This is a genomic window from Bifidobacterium italicum (assembly GCF_002286915.1).
In the GTDB taxonomy this organism is placed as follows: domain Bacteria; phylum Actinomycetota; class Actinomycetes; order Actinomycetales; family Bifidobacteriaceae; genus Bifidobacterium; species Bifidobacterium italicum.
The window spans coordinates 1-20200 of the sequence record NZ_MVOG01000028.1 but is presented as its reverse complement, the minus strand read 5'-3'; the positions used below and the strand labels follow the sequence as shown (position 1 = coordinate 20200).

General features: G+C 64.7%; 18 protein-coding genes. 5 read left to right on the top strand and 13 right to left on the bottom strand.

The genetic code is table 11. The features are described from left to right. Positions 1-30: 30 nt before the first annotated feature. The 3 genes from B1400_RS07180 to B1400_RS07170 form a co-directional block, all read right to left on the bottom strand. Positions 31-738, bottom strand: a complete 708-nt coding sequence (locus tag B1400_RS07180) for a DUF1788 domain-containing protein (protein ID WP_095613736.1) — start codon at positions 736-738, stop codon at positions 31-33. 6 nt (positions 739-744) lie between these two features. After that, positions 745-1422, bottom strand: coding sequence for a DUF1819 family protein (locus tag B1400_RS07175; protein ID WP_157909658.1), 678 nt, complete (start codon positions 1420-1422; stop codon positions 745-747). Between the two features lie 113 nt (positions 1423-1535). Further along, entirely contained in the window at positions 1536-2573 is a 1038-nt protein-coding gene (locus B1400_RS07170; protein ID WP_095613734.1) for a hypothetical protein, read from the bottom strand. A gap of 346 nt (positions 2574-2919) precedes the next feature. Here B1400_RS07170 and B1400_RS07165 point away from each other — a divergent pair, with 346 nt between their 5' ends. After that, positions 2920-3459 (top strand): GNAT family N-acetyltransferase, encoded by a 540-nt coding sequence (locus tag B1400_RS07165; protein WP_456061888.1) that lies wholly within the window; start codon positions 2920-2922, stop codon positions 3457-3459. Position 3460: 1 nt separating this feature from the next. Here B1400_RS07165 and B1400_RS07160 read toward each other — a convergent pair whose 3' ends face one another. Then, the gene (locus B1400_RS07160; RefSeq protein WP_095613733.1) at positions 3461-4360 is read right to left on the bottom strand and encodes an ADP-ribosylglycohydrolase family protein; all 900 of its coding nucleotides are present in this window, start codon (positions 4358-4360) and stop codon (positions 3461-3463) included. Positions 4361-4469: 109 nt separating this feature from the next. On the opposite strand from B1400_RS07160, the gene B1400_RS07155 reads away from it, so the two are divergent. Further along, complete coding sequence (locus tag B1400_RS07155; protein WP_157909657.1) at positions 4470-5042, top strand: RNA ligase; 573 nt, start codon at positions 4470-4472, stop codon at positions 5040-5042. Between the two features lie 62 nt (positions 5043-5104). Here the strand turns inward: B1400_RS07155 and B1400_RS07150 are convergent, their stop codons facing one another. The 7 genes from B1400_RS07150 to B1400_RS07120 all read right to left on the bottom strand — a co-directional run bounded on the left by B1400_RS07150 (position 5105) and on the right by B1400_RS07120 (position 14310). Then, complete coding sequence (locus B1400_RS07150; protein ID WP_095613731.1) at positions 5105-7105, bottom strand: hypothetical protein; 2001 nt, start codon at positions 7103-7105, stop codon at positions 5105-5107. Between the two features lie 301 nt (positions 7106-7406). Continuing rightward, positions 7407-7751: a winged helix-turn-helix transcriptional regulator gene (locus B1400_RS07145; RefSeq protein WP_095613730.1), complete on the bottom strand. Its 345-nt coding sequence runs from the start codon at positions 7749-7751 to the stop codon at positions 7407-7409. 556 nt (positions 7752-8307) lie between these two features. Then, positions 8308-9237 (bottom strand): LysR family transcriptional regulator, encoded by a 930-nt coding sequence (locus B1400_RS07140; protein ID WP_095613729.1) that lies wholly within the window; start codon positions 9235-9237, stop codon positions 8308-8310. A 51-nt stretch (positions 9238-9288) separates the two neighbouring features. Further along, positions 9289-9921 (bottom strand): HAD family hydrolase, encoded by a 633-nt coding sequence (locus tag B1400_RS07135; protein ID WP_095613728.1) that lies wholly within the window; start codon positions 9919-9921, stop codon positions 9289-9291. Between the two features lie 182 nt (positions 9922-10103). Then, complete coding sequence (locus B1400_RS07130) at positions 10104-11876, bottom strand: FAD-dependent oxidoreductase (protein ID WP_095613727.1); 1773 nt, start codon at positions 11874-11876, stop codon at positions 10104-10106. After that, on the bottom strand, positions 11876-12439 hold the full coding sequence (locus B1400_RS07125) for a redoxin domain-containing protein (RefSeq protein ID WP_095613726.1): 564 nt from the start codon (positions 12437-12439) through the stop codon (positions 11876-11878). The genes B1400_RS07130 and B1400_RS07125 overlap by 1 nt, the downstream gene beginning before the upstream one ends. Positions 12440-12519: 80 nt before the next feature. Next, positions 12520-14310, bottom strand: a complete 1791-nt coding sequence (locus tag B1400_RS07120) for a bifunctional ADP-dependent NAD(P)H-hydrate dehydratase/NAD(P)H-hydrate epimerase (protein ID WP_095613758.1) — start codon at positions 14308-14310, stop codon at positions 12520-12522. 305 nt (positions 14311-14615) lie between these two features. Here B1400_RS07120 and bsh point away from each other — a divergent pair, with 305 nt between their 5' ends. The 3 genes from bsh to B1400_RS07105 all read left to right on the top strand — a co-directional run bounded on the left by bsh (position 14616) and on the right by B1400_RS07105 (position 17677). Then, on the top strand, positions 14616-15560 hold the full coding sequence (bsh, locus tag B1400_RS07115) for a choloylglycine hydrolase (protein WP_095613757.1): 945 nt from the start codon (positions 14616-14618) through the stop codon (positions 15558-15560). A 202-nt stretch (positions 15561-15762) separates the two neighbouring features. After that, positions 15763-16569 carry a carboxymuconolactone decarboxylase family protein gene (locus B1400_RS07110; RefSeq protein WP_201260206.1) on the top strand — a complete coding sequence of 269 codons (807 nt, stop codon included), beginning with the start codon at positions 15763-15765 and terminating at the stop codon, positions 16567-16569. 46 nt (positions 16570-16615) lie between these two features. After that, on the top strand, positions 16616-17677 hold the full coding sequence (locus tag B1400_RS07105; RefSeq protein WP_095613755.1) for a cation diffusion facilitator family transporter: 1062 nt from the start codon (positions 16616-16618) through the stop codon (positions 17675-17677). Positions 17678-17791: 114 nt separating this feature from the next. Here the strand turns inward: B1400_RS07105 and B1400_RS07100 are convergent, their stop codons facing one another. Next, the gene (locus tag B1400_RS07100) at positions 17792-19393 is read right to left on the bottom strand and encodes an ABC-F family ATP-binding cassette domain-containing protein (RefSeq protein WP_095613725.1); all 1602 of its coding nucleotides are present in this window, start codon (positions 19391-19393) and stop codon (positions 17792-17794) included. 175 nt (positions 19394-19568) lie between these two features. Continuing rightward, a complete protein-coding gene (locus B1400_RS07095; protein WP_235607381.1) occupies positions 19569-20030 on the bottom strand; it encodes a uracil-DNA glycosylase family protein in 462 nt (153 codons plus the stop codon). Between the last annotated feature and the right edge of the window lie 170 nt (positions 20031-20200).

Here is a 20200-nt window from a genome sequence, read left to right as displayed (position 1 = left end):
GTATGTCGTGTCGTCGGATGTGGGCCGTCGTCAGCTGATGACGGACACGTCCCTGATGTTCTTTGCCCGGTAGTAGTTCTCCGCCTCGATCCGGTCGTACAGGCGCATCGACGAGCCTGACGCGGAACTCTGCGCATAGGTGCCGGGGAAGAACATGACGAGGGGACTGCCCTCGATGCGCCCCTGTAGGTTGTTGAGCAGCGTGTGGCCGCGCACATACGGGTAGACGGCGCCGATGCCGGTGATGAACACGATGTCCGCTCCGCCTTTCCCGAACGCCTCGTCGTAATGTTCGGCGAGGAAGTCGTACAGGTTGTTCCTCGTCGCGTTCACCATGTTGACGAGCAGTTCGAGGAACCCGTCGCGCATCGGGTCGGAGGAGATCGGCGTATGCCGGCGTGGTTCGAGGTCAATGACGCGTTCGAGCACGTCGCGGTGGCGAAGGAAGTCGCATACGCTGTCGAACAGGTCGATGCGCAGGATGCTAGGGGCGGGGGAGCCGTCCGCGTACTTCGTCGTACGCAGACGCGCGGCAAGCGTATCGATGCATCCGCGCACCTCGAGCTCGCGTTCGGCCGGATAGTCGCAGATGTAGAACGGCTGCTCGCCGCCCAGGCCGGTCATGTGCAAAAACGACGGCTGCGACATGACTTCGAACACATGTTCGAAATCCTTGGCCGCGTCGTAGGAGCCATCGGACAGGAGCGCATCATAGCCGGGGAAGGAAGACGATTGCATATGACCTCAGTTCATTGGACCACGGGAAGGGAAGAACGACGACGCAGCGGAATCCGGCCCCTCCAATGCGGCCAGCAAACTGCCGAACACGGCGGGGACGATCGAGCAGACGCCGCGGGGATCCCCCTCGACTAGCCCGGCCTCGCGCATCGCCTTGAACACGTTGCCGCGCAGCTTCGACGCCGTCGCAGCGCTGACCGACTCGAGCTCGGGATGCCACAGTGCCTTGTTGAGCACGAAACGGTCATAGTCGGCATGGGAGATCGTCTCGCCGAGCAGGAAGCGCTCGCGAAGCACCTCGGAGGCGAACTCGCCGACGAACAGGTAATACCGGCACATCGCGATCCACATCAGATAACGGCGGTCCTGCGGGGACACGGCATCCGAAGCCAACAATGCAAGCTCCGCATAGGACAGGGCGCTCAGCCGCTTGCACACCTCCGCCGTGACGCGCCTGTTCGCGGACACGGTGCGAATCGCCAGCATGTTGGAATCGACGACCTCGTCACGAATGGACACGATCGCCGCACCCACCGGAACATTCGGCACATCCGGCTGCGGACGGGAATCGACGAAGCGACGCGCGCACACCACGCCCTGCGGCATCAGCAGACCGCCGACGGTGAACGAGAGACGATAGCGGGTGTCCTGCTGCTCACGCTCGACCCCCCAACGCTCCTGCATCGCATCTCCTCCACGAATCGTCCCTGTGCAGCTGGTTTCAGTGTAGCCAACATCACACGACACGCAAAAGCGAAGAGGATGCATGAGCGGTGTTTCTATTCAAATTCTTTAATTTAGCTTTGCGTAAGCGTTCCTTCGGGGAAGAGAATGTCTTCGGGAAGTACGCGATTCCCTATTCCAAATATTCTCCAGCCTTGGTCATGGGAGAAAGTCAAGGTGACAATTGCTTTCGCGTCAATTCTTTGCCTCCAACCTTCGACTTTCTTTCCTTGAAGTGATTCGTCGTCCGTTAGTAAGATGATCGCGACTTGAGGTGCTGGAAAGCGAACATTGGATGTCGGCGCGCATTTCCCAAAATCGTGCCTGATGCTCTCCCAGTCCACATCTTTCCAACCAACCGCTTGTGGAGAAAGCAGGTTCTTCATATCTTCTCCGCATGGGTCTCTATTAAGTAGGTCAAGAAAGCTCAGGCAGACGGCCATCGGATTAAATAGAGTGAAATCGTAGTCTTTCACAAGTGGCTCATCGTCTTGCAGGTCTACCCAGCGGGGCTTTTCTTTGCTGCAGTCCTTTAGGGTTCCGTCAATGTTGCGTTCCCATATCCTGCCGTTGGGGTCAGCAAAGGTGCAGGCCACTTGCGGTGTACTCCAATGTTTATGGCCAAGTAGTGGAATCGTAATGTCGAATTGCAGTTCTCGGTGGGCTGGAAGAACGGGTATCAGATCAGGAGCTGAAAGTGGTCCAATCCAATGCTCTCCGCCGTCAAGAGTCGTGTTCACGGCAATGTCATATACTGGTTCGTCGCTTTCGTTGTTTATGTGAATGACTGCCGTGCGAACATACGAACTACCATCTGCGTTTGGTTTACTCTTTTCTGAAATCCAAGAGGATACCACTTTGGCCACTGAGCGGCGCTTCTCCCTGCTTTCTTTTAGATTCAAGCCGAACAAAGCGACGAAGGTGGCGCCGATGGTGCCGATCGCTTCCGCGCAAGTCCAGAAGTTCCATTCCCATTTGACGGGTATATAAGTAATTTTAATATTGATAACTCTTTTGCTAATTAAGATAAAAATAGTTATTAAAGTTATAATGAATGCGGTAACTGTAATTACTCTTGTGATAGTTGTTCTGTGATGATTCTTATCTTCCATTTCTTCGCCTTACTTGCAACGTTGTGTTGGGGACTCTTGCCGATGACTTACAAAGATTGAACAGAAGGATGAGTAGTAAAACTGATATATCTATCATAGGTCTACTAATTGACGTTGAGGGAGAATTGACCAACTCTGCTACGGGTGCGCTGTCTTTTCGGTTAGGGCGAAGAACATGGATGTCGGATTAACGATGAGGGAAATCAGGGGGGCATGTTGCGGTATGTACGTTTATAGGTAGAGATGTGCTGAATCGCCGAATCTCTACTTGTTTGCAGTACCAGTTTGTTGTGAATGCGTCGTGATATTTACTTAATAGTGTGATGTGCTCGATGTGGATGAGGCTATGATTATCAAAGATAACTCATTGAGACCTGCTGCAGGGAGTGTTGGTCGCTTCCGTGATTCCTATCTCACATACGCATTGATTATTCAAGGAGCACCCATGATCCGCATCATGACACCCGACGACTACGACGCCGTCGTCGCATGCTGGACTTCATGCCCCGGCATGGGACTCAACACCATTGACGACTCACGCCAGGGCATCACCAGATACCTCCAACGCAACCCCACCACCAGCTTCGTCCACGAAAACGACGACGNCNTCATCGACGGAGCCATCCTCGCGGGGCACGACGGGCGACGCGGCTACATCTACCACACCGCCGTCAGCCACGAACGCCAACACCAAGGCATCGGCACCGCACTCGTCAACGCGACGCTGCATGCGCTCGCGAACGAAGGTATCGTCAAGGTCGCCCTCGTCGTCTTCGCGCACAACGACGCCGGCAACATGTTCTGGGAGCGTCTCGGATTCGACGCGCGTGGCGACCTCACCTACCGCAACAAGGCATTGCGCGAGATCACCCGCATCGACACATGAGCTACGCGGCGAACGGACGATGCTCGAAGAACAATGGCGGCTTGTCGCGCTCGCGGTAGAAGTCGTCCCAGCGTTCGAGCACGTCGCGCAGCGGGCCGGGCAGGTAGGAGAGCGCCTGCTCGCCGATGTCGTCGGGGATGCCGTAGGCGGCCTGTGCGATGCTCGCGGCCATCGCGGCCTGCGTGTCGCTGTCGCCGCCCAGCGACACGGCGTTGCGGATCGCGTCCTCGAAGCCGTCGCTGTCAAGGACGCAGCAGATCGCCTCGGGCACCGAACCCTGGCAGGTCACGTCGAAACGGTATGCGGGGCGGATGCGGTCGATGGGCAGGCTCATGTTGTAGCCGTACTCGTGGTTGATGTAGTCGCGGATGCGCTGTTTGCATTCGGCCGGGTCGTCGGCGATGCCGCGCTCGAACTCGCCGTGGCAGCCGCCGAACCAGTAGCGCGCGAGGAAGATCGCGTCGGCGACGGCCATGCCGCCCTTGATGCCTTCGGGATGGTCGTGCGTCACGGCTATCGAACGTTCGGCCAGCTGACGGCCGACGATCGGCATGAAACCGGTGCGCGCCAGGAAACCGCAGTCCATCATCCAGCCGCAGGGGGAAACGCGCATCGCGGCGCCGTTGCCGAAGCTGCCGATCGGCTCGCGGCTGTCCGAGGCGAGCCACTTGCGGAAGCGGCCGCCGTATCCGGCGTTCGGGTACATGCGCCCGTACTTTTTCATCGCGTCGATGAAGTCGTCGGCGCCGCCGCCGTTCATGATGCCCTCGGCCACGGCGCAGGTCATCACCGTGTCGTCGGTGAAGCGGCAGCCGTCGGAGAACAGCGGGAAATCCTTCGTCTTGATCGGATGCCACTCGTACTTCGAACCGACGATGTCGCCGATGATCGCTCCGAACATGATGCCCTCCTTAGGATCCGTCACGAATCGGGCGCCTACGCCCGGCGTTGCTTCAGTAGTGTAGCCGCATCGCGCCCACGGCGCGGACGCGGATGCGCCGATGGTCCGCATGCGCGGCGCATATGGGCCGCCGGACGTCGTCGGCGCGCGCGGCGACGGCATCACCGTCACCACACAGGACAAACTCAAGGCATACTGCCGTGAGCACAACGCCACATTGCTGCTCGAAGTATGCGACAAAGCACACGACAAGCACATCATCGAATACCCCAAGACGACTGCCTACCTGCTCGACGCGGTGCGCAACAGCTTCGAATTCCAGGAACTATGCGACTACGACGAACTCGCGGCGCTCGCAGAAAGCCTTGGCGTGCCGGTCAAAGAGCGCGTGACGGTACTCGGGGACGAGGATGCGGCGCGTGCCTTCGTCGCCGACATCATCCGCGACGACTACACCGACCGCGGCGAGCATATCGAAGGATTCGTCTTCACCGTCGCCGACGGGCATATACTCAAGGAATTCCACTCCGGACGCGCGTGGCCGGAGGATGCGGACGCGCGCATCGATGATGCGGCCGCCACGGACGCATCCGACGCGAAGGCGTTCGACAGCGACGATCTCATCCGGCTGCGCAACGCCTATCAGGCGCCTCAAGGCATGTCTGCGGGCAGGAACCAATAAGCATGGACCGGCCGCGATGCGCGCCGCGGCCGGTCCATGCCGAAGGGCGTCCGCGTCCGTCTTCAGGAGCGCGTTCGCCGACCGCGCGCGTCCTGCTCCACCATCCGAGGTTTGAGCATGCCGTACCGGAGGCTGGCGCTCAATGCGCGCATCAGATCGTTGTCGGCGACCATGGACACGCCGGCCGCGTACTTGAAACCGCAGTCGGCGAGCTCCTCGGCGGCACCTCGGGCGAACATCCAGGCCTTGGACGTCTCGTCGATGTCCAAGTCCTGCGCGCCGAGCAGCTGCGCCCTCTCGTCGTCGTCGAACGGCTGCTCGCGCCCGAGCCGCGCACGCAGTCGCAGGAACATCTCGATGGCGTCGTCGATCTCGTCATAGGGCAGATCGCCGTCGATCCCGCATTGCACGCAGGCGAGCGCGAGTGCGCTCCTGCCGACGTCGGCGAGCAGATAGCCCAGATGCAGATACAGCAGACTGCGGTCGCGCAGGGTGACGGCATGCTTGAGCCCCGTGCGGAACGCATGCATCGCCGTATCGGCGTCGTGGGTCGTCCTCCAGACCACGAGCGCCAGCGTGGAATACGATGCCGCGGTGAGCGGAGCCAGTTCCACAAGCGCGTGTGCATGCCTGAGCGCCGCCTGTACGCTTCCCTCCTTCATGTAGAGGTTCGCGAGCGCCAGATGCGCGTAATACAGCGACTTCGGCACGCGCCTGTAGATCGTGGATGGCGTGGCGAACAGCATGCCGACCGCCGCGCGTTCGTGCGCATGCTCGCAGAACAGCGGCTGTTTGCCGTCGTTGGGCATCGTCGATTCGATCCGTGCGATCGCCGACTCAAGCTCGGCCTCCATGATGAGCGGGGAGTCCCGGTTCTCCTGTTCGATCCGAGCGATCTGCTCATAGGTGACGACCCCGTCATCATGTTCGGTGTCCAATGAGCGCGCGTTGAGCGCATGCAGCCGACGTTGCAGATTCGCCGGCAGCGCACGGTTGTCCCTCCATAGGGGGGTGCGTCCGTCGAGTAGAGGCTGCGGCAGAGGCAGCGGCTGTATCACGTCCAGCGCGCCGGTGAGCGCATCCAGCCGCACGCTGCATGCACCCGCGGCACGCAGGACGCGCAAGGCGCCCTCCGCGTCACCATCCACGACCACATCATCCAGCCCGGCCGCATACTGCGGCGCGACGCGCGCGTCGAAATCCGCACGGTCCACGGTAAGGCTCACGACGGGCCGCTCCATCCGCTGCACCGAGTCCGCGTATGCGGTGGCCCACACCGTACGTGTACCGGCATGCGCGCTGAAGCCAACCTGCGCCACGACACCCGCAAGCAACAGCGTGTACGCGGACGCCCGCGCCGCGCGCCGCTCATCGGAAAGTAGACTCCAACAGCCACATCCGTCGTAGACGTACAGGCTGAATTGGCCGGCCGTGGGCGCCTGGAACACGATGCCCATCGTGCCGGACGCGCGGTCGAAGTCGCAGCGATACTCATAGTGCAGCGGAAGCACGATCGACTCGCTGACCGCGCAGCACTTGAGCATCGCACCCCAGTCGCCATCGCCCATGTACTGCTCAGATCGATCGACATCGAGATCCGGCTGACGGCGCACGAACTGCATGCGTTCGCACCAATCGCCGAGGATCAGCGAATCCAGCTCGCCCAAGTCGGCGTCGGTGAGCGTGGTGAGGAGCCCTTGGCCTTCATCCAGCGAGCATGCCATGGCATCCGCGGCGAACAGACGCGTGAGCGCGGCCTCCACGGCATGCACGACCGCACGGTCTGCGGGAGACATCTCATCAGGTACGGCAATCCACGCGGAGCCGTTGTCCAGTCGCACGACCCGAAGAGGATATTGCGCGCTGATGCGGCGCAGCTGTGCGACGTCGGACGCCTCCAGCTCGCGCGCCGCATACCGTTCGAATGCGGTGGCATCCGAACGGTGGCCATTCCAGATCAGACGGTCGATGGCGTCAGCGAACGGCTCATCCTCGAACGCGGACACCAGTTCGCCGATATGCGTCGGCTTGGAGGAAACGGGCAGGCGGTCTGGTTCGGTCATGCCGATCTCCTTCCCAATGGTTTAATGCGGGAGTCTAATCAGGACCGTCCGCGGACGCGCCGGATTCCCGATGTATGAGACCGGTGGCTGCATGAGGCGTGATCGGTCGGGCCGTCAACGATGACATGCGCGTTACGGGAAAGCCCATGTGGCACCGCGCAACCTTCGCCTGTCATGGGCAGAAGGATTATACGGAGACGGGGGAGCCGTACAGACGACGTTCATACGGATCCGCCTATGCGACCCTCTACAAGGCGATCATGGCGCCGCTGGCGCTCGCTGCAGCAGCGCCGCCCTGCGATCAGTCGTGATGGTAGATCAGCGCGTCCACGTTGCGGTTCGCGATCTCGACGAGCTGGGAGAGGGGAGCGACGAACTGGCGTCCCAGCGGCGTGAGCTCGTAGTACACCTGCGGCGGCTTCGCATGCTGCACGACGCGCCGGCGCACGACGCCGCAGCGTTCCAGATACTTGAGCGTCTGCGACGCCATGCGTTCGCTGATGCCGCCGATCGTACGCACCAGTTCGCTGAAGCGCAGCGAGCGGTCCGCCAGCGCCAGAATGATGAGCAGCCCCCATTTTCCGCTGATGACCGACAGGTTGAAGCGGGTGGGGCAGTCCTTGGAGAAGATGTCGATGTCCTGCATGGAGTCATTATATCATACGAATATACAGGTACTTACTGTTAGTAAGCATCACACCCCGAACCACCGCGCCAAGCACCAATCTGAACACAGCACGACAAGCATCTAAGGAAGAAGGTCTTCCCGATGGCCGCCGCATCGCTTCATCATGCATAACTCGATATTTCGACTGGAATCTTAGGTTATGCGGCGATCTCTTCGATGAAGGTCATTGCAGGGATGGCGAGGATGTGCGCATTTGTCGATTGCTGTTCCGATGCATCATGGATTCGAACATGACCTGTAAGCTCATGTTCCAAAAGCATGGGGCATCAAATCGGACATGCACCCAGTCCGCGCATAACTCGCCGACATAGACGAAATCCTAGGTTATGCGGGAGAAGAGAGAGCCATGGATGGGCGAGGGCGGAGGAACGGAGAGGCGGAAAGGGGAAGGCATTGCAATGCGTCTGGATTCGCGTTCCGGCGATGACCCGCAACCGTTTAAGGGATGCATGCGGGGGCCGGATGACACCCATGCGAAGGCCGCGAGGGCCATCCTTAGTGAGCGCAGGCGCGCTCACTGCTCGATGACGTCGTATCCATGCTCGCCGAGCACGTCCCTGAGCTTGTCCAGATACACCTGCGCCGGCTTCGTCAGCTTGGCGCGCTCGTGCGAGATCCAGCCGACGAGCATCGTCACGTCGGTGTCGAGCGGCACCGTCACGATCTTCTCGTTGTTGAGGTCGCCGTTGTCGATGCCGGTGCACACCGTGTACCCGTTGAGGCCGATGATGAAGTTGAGGATCGTCGCGCGGTCGGTCACGTTGATCTGCTTGGGGGACTGGTCCGGCCACACCGCCTCCTCGGCGAAGTAGAAGCTGCCCTCCTCGCCCTGCTCGTACTGGATGAACGGGAAGGGCCTGAGGTCCTCCATCGTGACCTTCTTCTTCATCGCGAGCGGGTTCGTGCGCGCGATGAACACATGCAACGGCGCGCGGAACAGCGGATGGAACTCGAGATGCTTCTCGCGCAGCAGCTTGCCGATGACCTGTTTGTTGAAGTCGGACAGGTACAGGATGCCGATGTCCGAGCGCATGTTCGCGACCTGGTTGATGATGTCGCGCGTGCGCGTCTCGCGGATCGTGAACTCGTATTCGTCCGAACGGATCGATTCGATCATCTTGACGAAAGCCTCGACGGCGAACATGTAGTGCTGCGTCGAGACCGAGCACAGCTGCTTGCGCGGCTTCGCGTTCTTGTAGCGTTCCTCCATCAGCGAGACCTGGTCGAGCACCTGGCGCGCATAGGTGAGGAACTCGGCGCCGTCCACCGTCAATGCGATGCCCTGCGACGAACGCGTGAAGATCTCGATGCCGAGTTCGTTCTCGAGTTCCTTGACCGATGAGCTCAGCGCCGGCTGCGAGATGTACAGCATGTGCGAGGCCTCGTTCATCGAGCCGCATTCGACGATCTTGACGATGTACTTGAGCTGCAGCAATGTGGCCATGCGATGCCAGTCCTTTCCGTTGCCGTTTGCCGATGCTTGCCCGATGAAGCCTCAGATGGCCGCGCCGAGTCCGCGCAGTGCGTCACGCGCGCCGGCCGCGTCGGTGAAGCGGATGCCGTGCCAGCCGAGCGCCTCGGCGCCCGCGACGTTCCTCGCCGTGTCGTCGACGAACACGGTCGTCGGCGGGTCGAGCGAGAAGCGTTCCTCGGCGAGCCGGTAGATCGGCGCCTCGGGCTTGTGCAACTTCTCGACGCCAGAGACGACGGTGCCCTCGAGCAGCCCCTCAAGCTGCGGGAAGCGGTCGAAAGCGAAATGGAAGGTCTCCTCGGCCCAGTTCGTCAGCCCCCACACGTGCACGCCCGCGGCCCTGAGGTCGCGCAGCAGCTCCTCCATGCCGGCGACCATGCCCGGCAATGCGTCGCCGTAGTGTTCGATGTAGTACCGGTAGATCGCGGCGATGTCCTTGCCGTGCTCCCGTTCGACGACCGGCAGCACGTCGTCGAGCCGCATGCCGCCGTCCATCAGATCCTCGTAGTGGAAGAAGCCGTAGGGGTCGTCGTCGGCGCAGATGCGTTCGACGAGCTCGGCGTCCACATGACCGTCGAGCGCGCAATGGCACTGCCAGTCGACGAGCACGCCGCAGAAATCGAAGACGACATCGGTGATCGGACGGGCATCGGCCATCGGGAACCTCGCTTGGGTGCATCGGATGAAGATGAGAATGACATCGCCAGTGTACTGCACGGGCGCCGATGTGCGCGCCCGTGCAGTACAAATGGCGGACAGTGCATATGCGGACATGGTGCTGATATGCGAGGAGGATCCCCGCGGACGGGGATTCTCCTCGCATATGAACGACGGCCGTATCAGACGTGTTCGATGAGGTCGAGCATCGGCGTGACGCCCTTCCTGCCGAAGTCGGTGCGCTGTTCGCCGCCGCGCGTCACAACGATGCACGGCACGCTCATGACGTCGTAGCGTTCCTTGAGCTCGGGGTAGCGCGCGATGTCGTACGCCTCGGCGCGCACGTTCGGGTTGAGCGACGCGATGCGCTGCGCGGCGCGCACCGTCTCCGGGCACATCGTGCACGTCAGCGAGACGAGCAGCATCACGTCGACCGGATCGTGGATCGCCTCGATGCGTTCGCGTTCGCCGTCGGCAAGCGGCTGTCCCGGACCTGCCGCGTTGTACAGCGCGAGCGCGAAGGAGTTGAACTCGTGGCCGCCGGGCACGCCATGGAACGCGATGCCGGTGGGCACGAGCTCGTCGGCATCGTTGCGCACGAGCAGGCTGACGACCGGCGCGGCGAAGGGCAGCGGCAGCGTCGCGTTGAAGACGCCGCGGCCGTGCTCGTCGACGCGTTCCACCGTGTCGGCCACCATCTCGAGCCGTCCGTCGCTCAGCCGCACGAGCTCCTCGACGAAGGCCTTGAGCTCGACGCTCAGCGGCGTGTCGTCGAGCTGCAGCTGCAGCGTGACCGTACGTTGCATGCGTGAGAAGACCATCGCGAGCTGCGTGCGCACGTCGTCGTCGAAGAACGAAGCGACCTGCGGTGCGGGCGTGTCCTCGACGTCGCTGGACGCCGGTGCGAGCGTCGTTTCGGGCGGCACGTCCGCATGCGCCTCGCGCTCCTTGCGTTCGTAGACGGAGTCGGACGGGCGTTCGGGGACGACGCCGGTGCGCCTGGAGGCCTCGGCCGCGTACTGTTCGGCGTGCACGGCGGCGATCGCGCCGTCGGCGGTGGCCGTGACGACCTGCCGCAGGTCCTTGACGCGCAGGTCGCCGGCGGCGTAGACGCCGGACTCCGACGTCTCGAGCGTCGTCGGGTCGCAGATCACGTAGCCGTCGTCGTCAAGCCGCACGAAGCCGTCGACGATCGAGGTCTGCGGCACGTAGCCGGCGAAGACGAAGACGCCGAAAGCGCCGCCGTGCTCGGGCTGCCAGCGGCGCCGTTCGCCGGTGCGCGCGTCGCGCAGCGTCGCCGCGACGAGGCCCTGGCCACCGGCTTCGACGCCGTCGAGCTCGGTGTGGTAGAGGACGTCGATCTTCGGGTTGCTCTTCGTGCGTTCCGCGATCTGCGCGTCGCAGGTGAAGTCGTCCTCGCGCACGAGCACGGTGACCTTGCGCGCGTAGCGCGTCAGGAACACCGATTCCTCGGCAGCCGCGAAGCCGCCTCCGACGACGAGGACTTCGCGTCCGGTGAAGAACTCGCCGTCGCAGGTCGCGCAGGTGGCCACGCCGCGTCCGGCGTATTCGCGTTCGCCGGCGAAGCCGATGCGGCGCGGAGCGGCGCCCATCGCGAGCACGACGGCGAAGGCGCGCACGTCGCCGCGCGTCGTATGCACGAGTTTGACTCCGTCGTCGAGCATGTCGATGCCGGTCACGTCGGCCGTACGCAGCTCGGCGCCGAAGTCCAGGGCCTGCCGGCGCATCGCCGACGCGAGCGCGCGGCCGTCGGTCATCGGGACGCCGGGGTAGTTGACGACCTCGTCGGTGATCGTGATCTGGCCGCCGAAGTCATCCTTCTCGACGACGAGGGTGCGGTAGCGCGCACGCGCGAGGTACATCGCCGCCGTGAGCCCGGCGGGGCCGCCGCCGATGACGACGGCGTCGTAGAAGTCCTGTCCGGCGTTGCCCATCACAGCTCCCCGACGAGGTCGAGGCTCGGCTTGATCGTCTTGTCTCCGGGCTCCCAGCTGGCCGGGCACACCTGGTCGGTGTGTTCGTAGACGAACTGGGAGGCCTTGACGCGGCGCAGGATCTCGGCGGCGTCGCGGCCGACGTTCGACGAGATCACCTCGTAGGCGACGACGCGTCCTTCGGGGTCGATGATGAAGTCGCCGCGTTCGGCCAGCCCGGTGTGTTCGTTGTAGGTGTCGAGGTCGCGTGCGAGCTCGCCGGTCGGGTCGGCGAGCATCGGGAAGGAGATCTTGCCGATCTTCTCGTTCGCGTCGTGCCATGCCTTGTGCGTCCATTGGGTGTCGCAGGAGACGGAATAGATCTCGCAGCCGTCCTGCTTGAACGCGTCGTAGTGGTCGGCGAGGTCCTCGAGCTCGGTCGGGCAGACGAACGAGAAGTCGGCGGGGTAGAAGAAGAGCAGCGACCAGTGGCCGAGCAGGTCGGATTTGGACACCGTCTTGATGGCGTCGTTCTGGTAGGCCTGAAGGGTGAAGTCGACGACGTCGTGCTGCAGCAGCGTCATGGTGGTTCCTTTCTGTACGGCGGCGTCCCGCGGGGCGTCCGTCATGGGTGGTGGTCTTGTGTCCGGCGCGTGGGCGCGCGTCACTCGTAGCGCGCGGTCGCGTTGAGCATGTCGAAGGCGGCGGGCAGCGCGTCGACGACATCCATCGCGACGATCGGATGGCCGACCGATTCTGCGGCGTGTGTGTCCGCGGCGCCGTCGGAGAACAGCGTCGGCTCGTTCCATGCGCGCTGGTCGCTGTGCGAGGCGAGCGCGGCGGCGAGTCCGTGCACGTAGGCGGCGCCGGCGACGACCTCGGCGGCGAGCGAGGGGTCCGCGACGACCTCGTCGGCCTGTTGGGCGAGCATCGCCCCGGTGATGCCTGCGAGCACGTCGCCGGCGCCGGCCGTGGCGAGGAACGCGGGTGCGCGGCCGCATACGAGCGTGCGCGTCGCGCCGGCGTCGTCGGCGCCGACGATGACGGTCATCGCGCCTTTGAGCAGGACGGTCGCGCCGGTCAGTTCGCAGGCGCGGCGCGCGGCGTTCAGCGGACGGGCGGCCACGTCGGCGGCGTCGGTCGTCTCGCCGAGGCGGGTGAGCAGCGCCGCCATCTCGCCGACGTGGGGTGTGACGACGACGTGTGCGGGTACATGCGCGGGAAGCAGGTCGAGCGCGCCGGCGTCGACGACGATCGGCGGCATCGCGAGCGCGGCGCGGCGGGCGTCATCGCCGCAGTCGAGCGAGTAGTGGGCGAGCAGGGCCTTCGCGCGGGCCCGCTGCAGGTCCCGCTCGTCGCCGTGCGCGCCGTCGGGGATGCCGCAGCCGACGATCCAGGACTGCACGTGTCCCTTGCCGACGACGGCTTCGGGCAGCGCGTGCAGCACAAGGTCCTGGGCGCGCTCGGGGCCCAGATAGCGCACCATGCCGATGTTCGAGCGCGCGGCGGCGCATGTGGACAGGACGGCGGCGCCCGGGTAGGCGTCGGAGCCGGTGATCAGGCCGGCCACGCCGCGTTCGTATTTGGCGCCCTCGAGGCACGGGACGCGGATCGCGGACTGGGCGAAGGTGCGGTCGACGATCTCGACGTCCGGTTCGGCGTCGTCGACGTCGAAGCCGAAGTCGACGAGCGTGACGCGGCCGCACGCGTAGCAGGCGGGCGGCAGCATCGCGCAGGGCTTGAGCGCGCCGAACGTCATCGTCACGTCCGCGGGGATGTAGGCGCCGGGCAGCGTGCCGTCCTCGACGCCGATGCCGGAGGGCGTGTCGATGGCGAGCACGAAGGGGAATTCGATGTCGAGTTCGTCGTCGGGAAGCGCGGGGCGCCCGGGTGTTCCGTGCGTGCCGACGGCTTCGGCGATGGCCGCGGGGATGCCGTGCAGGGCGCCGTTGACGCCGATGCCGGTCATCGCGTCGATGATGATGTGCGCGCGTGAGGAGAAGCGCACGGCCTGTTCGAGGCGTGCGCCGGCCTCGCCGGAGGAGAATCCGACGGGGGCTCCCGGGATGCTCGCGTTCGGGTCGAGCGTGAAGACGTGGCCTCCGGCCTCGCGGAACGCGCCGTACGCCTCGTCGTGCAGAGAACGGCCCACGGCGATCGCCGTCACGTTGAGGCCTTCGCCGGCGAGCATCGCGCCGCAGTACAGGCCGTCGCCGCCGTTGTCCCCGGCGCCGGCGAGCACGCACACGCGCAGCGTGTCCGCATCCCATCCCTGTTCGTCGATGACGTCGAGCACGCGGCGCGCCGCGGCCGCGGCGGCCATGCGCATGAGCGGCACGCCGTCGTCGAGCAGCGGGCGTTCGAGCGCGCGCACCGTCGCCACGCCGTAGGCGCACGAGCGCAGCACGTCGGTGCGCGGCCCCTCCTCGGGTTCGATGTCCTGCGCGGCCGCCATGGCGGCGCCGCGCGTGCCGTGATCGTTCATCGTCGGTCCTTTCCCCGCCTTCCCGCGACGTGCGAGCGCATGGCCGGGAAGGGCAAACACATACGCCATCCACTCTAGTACCGTGCGCCGTGTGCGCCGCCGGCCGAACGCCGGGGCGCAGTGCCGCGCCGCTTCCTCTGACAACGATAACCGGCGCGCACGCGCCGAACCGCTCCCTACAATGGCGGCAACGGCGCACGACCCGCCCCGCCGGGCGGCGCGCGCGATCGAACGCGGGCGGCGAGGCCGTCCGCGACATGGAAAGGAACATCATCATGTGCAGTGCAGTGCGTTTCGTCGATGGCGAGGGCAACCTCTACTTCGGCCGCAACCTCGATTGGGAATGCGGCTACGGCGAGAAGATCGTGTACACGCCGGCCGACTACGACTACCAGCCGGCGTTCAACGCCGAGGACCGCAACCACGCCGTCATCGGCGTCGGCATCATCGTCGAGGACACGCCGCTCTACTTCGACTGCGCGAACGACGCGGGCCTGACCGTCGCCGGGCTCAACTTCCCCGGCTACGCGCAGTACGCCGAGGACAGTGTCAACTTCACGACGAACGTGGCCGCCTACGAGTTCCCGCTGTGGGTGGCTCGCAGCTTCACGAGCGTCGACGACGTCGCCGAGGCGCTCAAGAATGTGACGATCGTCGCCAAGCCGATCAACGACCAGTACCCGGTCGCGATGCTGCACTGGATCATCGCCGACGCGACGCGCAGCATCGTCGTCGAATACACGGCGAGCGGCATGCACGTCTACGACGACGACATCGACGTCATGACGAACCAGCCGGAGTTCCCGGTGCACCGCCAGAACCTCATCAACTACATCAACTGCGTGCCGACGATGGTCAAGCCCGTCAAGTGGGGCGGCGCCGAGCTCAAGCCGTGGGGCGCGGGCCTGAGCGCCCATGGCCTGCCGGGCGACCCGAACTCGATGTCCCGCTTCGTGCGCATCGCCTACGCGAACGCGCACTACCCGGACAAGCAGGGCGAGAAGGACAACGTCACCCGCCTGTTCAAGACGCTTTCGAGCGCCGCGATGATCGAGGGCATGAGCGCGATGGCCGACGGCCAGTACGAGAAGACGATGTTCACGAGCGGCTACTCGGCGAAGACGAAGACCTACTACATGGCCACCTACGACGACCCGACGATCGTGGCCACGCCGGTGAGCGACTTCGACGCGGCAAGCGACAAGCTGCAGACCAAGTGAGCGCCCGCGGGGCCGGACGGCCCCGCCGCCCCATCATCCGTCAGCCCATGGCGAAATACGCGCCGCCCGCGCGGAACGTCATGGGCATGACGTGATGGCCTGTCGTATTATACGGACGTCGTAGGCATGTTTTTCCGGCCGTGCGCGGTTGTCGCGCCGGCCATGCGCGGGACCGCCGCGACAACCGGACAGGAGGCACGCAGTGTTCGAGGAACTGCACAAGAAGATGAACCATTTCTGGAACGACGACCGCACGCTGTCCCAGACCGACCCGGAGTACATCGCGCTGTTCTCCCGATTCGCCTACGACGAGGTCGTGCGCGAACCCGAGGCGAACGACCCGAAACTGGGGGAGACCGACCGGTGCCTCGCTATCATCGCCGCGATCATCGGCGCGCAGGGCATGGAAGCCTTCGAGATGATGCTGCCGGTCGCCTACCGGACCGGCGTCACGTCCGTGCAGCTCAAGGAGGTCATCTACCAGGCCACGCCATACGCCGGATTCGCCCACGCGCTGCCCTACCTGAGGAAGCTCAACGACTTCCTCAACGCCGAGAACGTCGCGATGCCGCTGCCCGGCCAGGCCACCGTCGGCGACGAAGGGCGCATGGCGGCCGGCGAACGCGTCGAGATGCGCCTGTTCGGCGACACGATGAGGGACTTCCCTCACAAGGGACCCGAGGATACGCGCCACATCAACGCATGGCTCACCGACGACTGCTTCGGCGGTTATTACACGCGAGGAGGCCTGACGCTCGCCCAGCGTGAGATGGTCACGTTCTGCCTGCTCATCGGACAGGGCGGCTGCGAGGCGCAGGAGCGCGCGCACATCCAGGCCAACCTGCGGCTGGGCAACGACGAGCATTTCCTCATCGCCGTCGTCTCGCAATGCCTGCCGTACATCGGATACCCGCGCGCGCTCAACGCGATCGTCTGCATCCGCGCGTCGCTCGGCGAACGCGACGCGGAACCGGATGCCGCGACGGGCGCGGAGCCCGACGACGAGTGACGCGACGCGCCACGGCAACGAGAAGCAACGAGGAAAGGACGAGGACATGACGGACGGCCACACGAAGGACATCGCACAGGGCGCAGCGCCGCAGGGCGACGGCATCAGCGCGCAGCAGGAACGCAAACATGAGGGAGCGGCGGTCAAGGCCGCGCTCATGGCGAACATCGGCGTCGCCATCGCCAAGCTCGCCGCGTTCCTCTTCACGAGGTCGTCGTCGATGCTCTCGGAATCGGTGCATTCGATCGCGGACTGCTCGAACGAGATCGTGTTGATGGCCGGCGACCGCGTCGCCAGGAAACGGCGCAAGAACGCGCAGCACCCCTTCGGCTGGTACCGCGTCAAATACCTCGCGTCCTTCGTCGTCGCGACGCTGCTGTTCTTCGTCGGCGGCTTCTTCTCGACGAGCGAGGCGCTCAAGAAGGTCGGCGAGGTGCTCGAGGACCCCGCCATGCGCGGCGCCAACCGCGGCGAACTCGTCGTCGCGCTCATCGTCGTCGTCATCTCCGCCTGTCTCGAAGGCTACGGGCTGCACCAGTCGGTCAAGGAATCGGACGAACGCATGCGCCACACCGGCATGCCGCACATGGGCATCTACAAATTCTGGCGCGTGACGAAATCCGCCGACCTCGCCTCGGTCATCATGGAGGACACGCTCGCGCTCATCGGCCTCGCGTTCGCGTTCCTCGGCATCGGCCTGGCCATCGCCACCGGCGACGAGCTCTACGACGCGCTCGGCGGCATGTGCGTCGGCGTCGTCCTCATCGTCGGCTCGCTGCTGCTCGCCTACAAGGCCGGCTCGCTGCTCATCGGCGAGTCGGTCAGCGCGCTGACGCAGGAACGCATCATCAAGGCGGTCGAAGGCACCGAAGGCGTCGAGGACCTCATCAACATGCAGTCCGTGCACATGTCCGAGGACAACATCCTGCTGTGCCTCAAGGTGCAGACCTCCAAGCTCGACCGCGACTACGACGTGGACACCGTCAACAAGATCGAACGGTCGGTGCGCGAGTCGATGCCCTGGTACAACTGGGAGATCTACGTCGAACCGGACATCATGCGCGCATCGCAGGCCGGCACGCCCGACGAGCCGGTCGATCTCGACTGAATGCGCGTACGGACGAAGACGCAGCCGCACGGACGAAACAGGGGCTTCATGGAACCGCAACGGTTCCATGAAGCCCCTGTTTCGCGTAAGCGGACCGCAAAGACGGGCGCGTCCTCACTCCTCGGCGACGAGCTCGAGGTAGGAGTCGTTCCACAGGTCCTCGTCGCCGTCGGGCATCAGCAGGACGCGTTCGGGGCGCAGCGCCTCGACGGCGCCCTCGTCGTGGGTGACGAGCACGATCGCGCCCTCGTACTTCGAGATCGCCTTGAGGATCTCGGCGCGCGAGGCGGGGTCGAGGTTGTTCGTCGGCTCGTCGAGCAGCAGCACGTTCGCGCGCGACGTGACGAGCGTGGCGAGCGCGAGCCTCGTTTTCTCGCCGCCGGAGAGCACGCGCGCCGGCTTGAACGCGTCGTCGCCGGAGAACAGGAACGAGCCGAGGATCGAACGCGCCTGCGTGTCGGTGAGCTCGGGGGCCACATGCTGCAGGTTCTCGAGGACCGTCATGTCCAGTTCGAGCGTGTCGTGCTCCTGCGCGAAATAGCCGATCTTCGCGCCATGGCCGTATTCGACCGCACCGGTGTCCGGCTCGTCGAGATGGGCGAGCAGCCGTAGCGTCGTCGTCTTGCCGGCGCCGTTGTAGCCGAGGATGACGACGCGCGAGCCCTTGTCGATCGCGAGGTTGACGCCGGCGAAGACGATGTTGTCGCCATACGCCTTCGAGATGTCCTTCGCCATGATCGGCGTGCGTCCGCACGGCGCCGGCTCGGGGAACCGGATGTCCGCGACCTTCTCCTTGCGCTGCTCGCCGCTCGTCTCGTTGAGCAGCTTCTCGGCGCGGCGCATCATGTTCTGCGCGGCCACGGCCTTCGTCGCCTTGGCGTGCAGGCGGATGCCCTGCTGCATGAGCCGCTCCGCCTTCTTCTCGGCGACCTCGCGTTCGCGCCGGCGGCGCTCCTCGTCGACGGCGCGCTGGTGCAGGTACGCCTGGTAGCCGAGCGAGTACATGTCGATCCGCGCGGTCTGCGCGTCGAGATGCCACACCTTGTTGACGACCTCGTCGAGCAGCTCGACCGAGTGGGAGATGACGAGGAAGCCGCCCTCGTACTTCTTGAGGAAGCCGCGCAGCCATTCGATCGAGTCGGCGTCCAGATGGTTCGTCGGCTCGTCGAGGATGAGCGTGTCCGCGTCCGAGAACAGGATGCGCGCCAGTTCGATGCGGCGGCGCTGGCCGCCGGAGAGCGTGCCGAGCGGACGGGCCATGACGTCCTGCGGCAACCCCAGGCTCGCCGCCATCGCCTGCGCCTCGGACTGCGCCGCGTAGCCGCCGGCCTTCTCGAAGTCCTGCATCGCCTTGTCGTAGCGGTTCATCGCCTTCGTCATCACGTCCGGGTCCGGGTCGGTCATCTCCTTTTCGGCCTTGCGCATGCGGCGGATGATCGTCGCGATGTCGCGCGCGCTCATCATGCGGTCGAGCGCCGACTGCTCCGGGTCGTCGGCATGCGTGTCCTGCGGCAGATAGCCGAGCTTGCCGGTGACGCGCACCGTGCCGGCCGTCGGCAGCAGTTCGCCGGTGATCGTGCGCGTCAGCGTCGTCTTGCCGGCGCCGTTGCGTCCCACGAGGCCGATCTTGTCGCCCTTGGCGACGTGGAAGCTCGTCGGCTGCAGCAGCGTGCGCGCGCCGATCTGAATCTCCAGTCCCTGTACTTCGATTGCCATTGCGTCACCGTCTCCCGACCCTGAGGTCCGTGATGTTCATCCGTTCGTCCATGAATTGTCCTGTGCGAACGCCCGTCCTTAGCGAAAGCGCCTGCGGCCGTTCGCGCGCGCAGACCATCATAGACCATAAACGCGCCCCATGAACGCGCGCATGGGGCGCGCCCGCCGCGGCGGGTCAGGCGAAGTCCGCCATGTCCACTTTCTCGCGGTAGATCGCGATCAGGTCGTCGAGCGTCTTCGCCGCGTAGGCCGGCGACGTGCTCGGCAGCGGCGTGGACGGCAGGTCGATCCCGTCGTCGAGCAGCATCGGCCTGCAGTAGCGTTCGTACAGGGCCGCCGCCTTCGCGCCGCACGGGTAGATGTGCCGGATCTCGGATCCGCGCACGATCGGCGTCAGGTCGCTCGGCACGACGTCGCGGATCGACGCGTCAGACGCGCCGAGGATCTCACAGGATTCGACCGTGTCCCACAGCGCGAAACGATGCCGCAGCGCGAACGCGCGGCGCGACGCCGCAGTTGCGCCGACCGTGTCCGACGGGTCGTCCGGATCGGCGAACAGCGCGTCCATGATCGGCCAGAAGCGGTTGCGCGGATGCATGTAGAAGAAGCCGGCCTCGCGCGATTTCGGACTGGCCATCGTGCCGAGGAAGAGCACGCGCGAACGCGCGTCGAACAGCGGCGGGAAGCCGTGCTCGACGCGCGTCCAACGCCCGTCGGCGCCCTTCGCGCTCACCGTCCGGCGTCCTTGTGCGAGGCGGCGCCGTCGCCGCCGGAGCGCAGGTTCTCGGCGCGCGCCGCGCCCCGCGG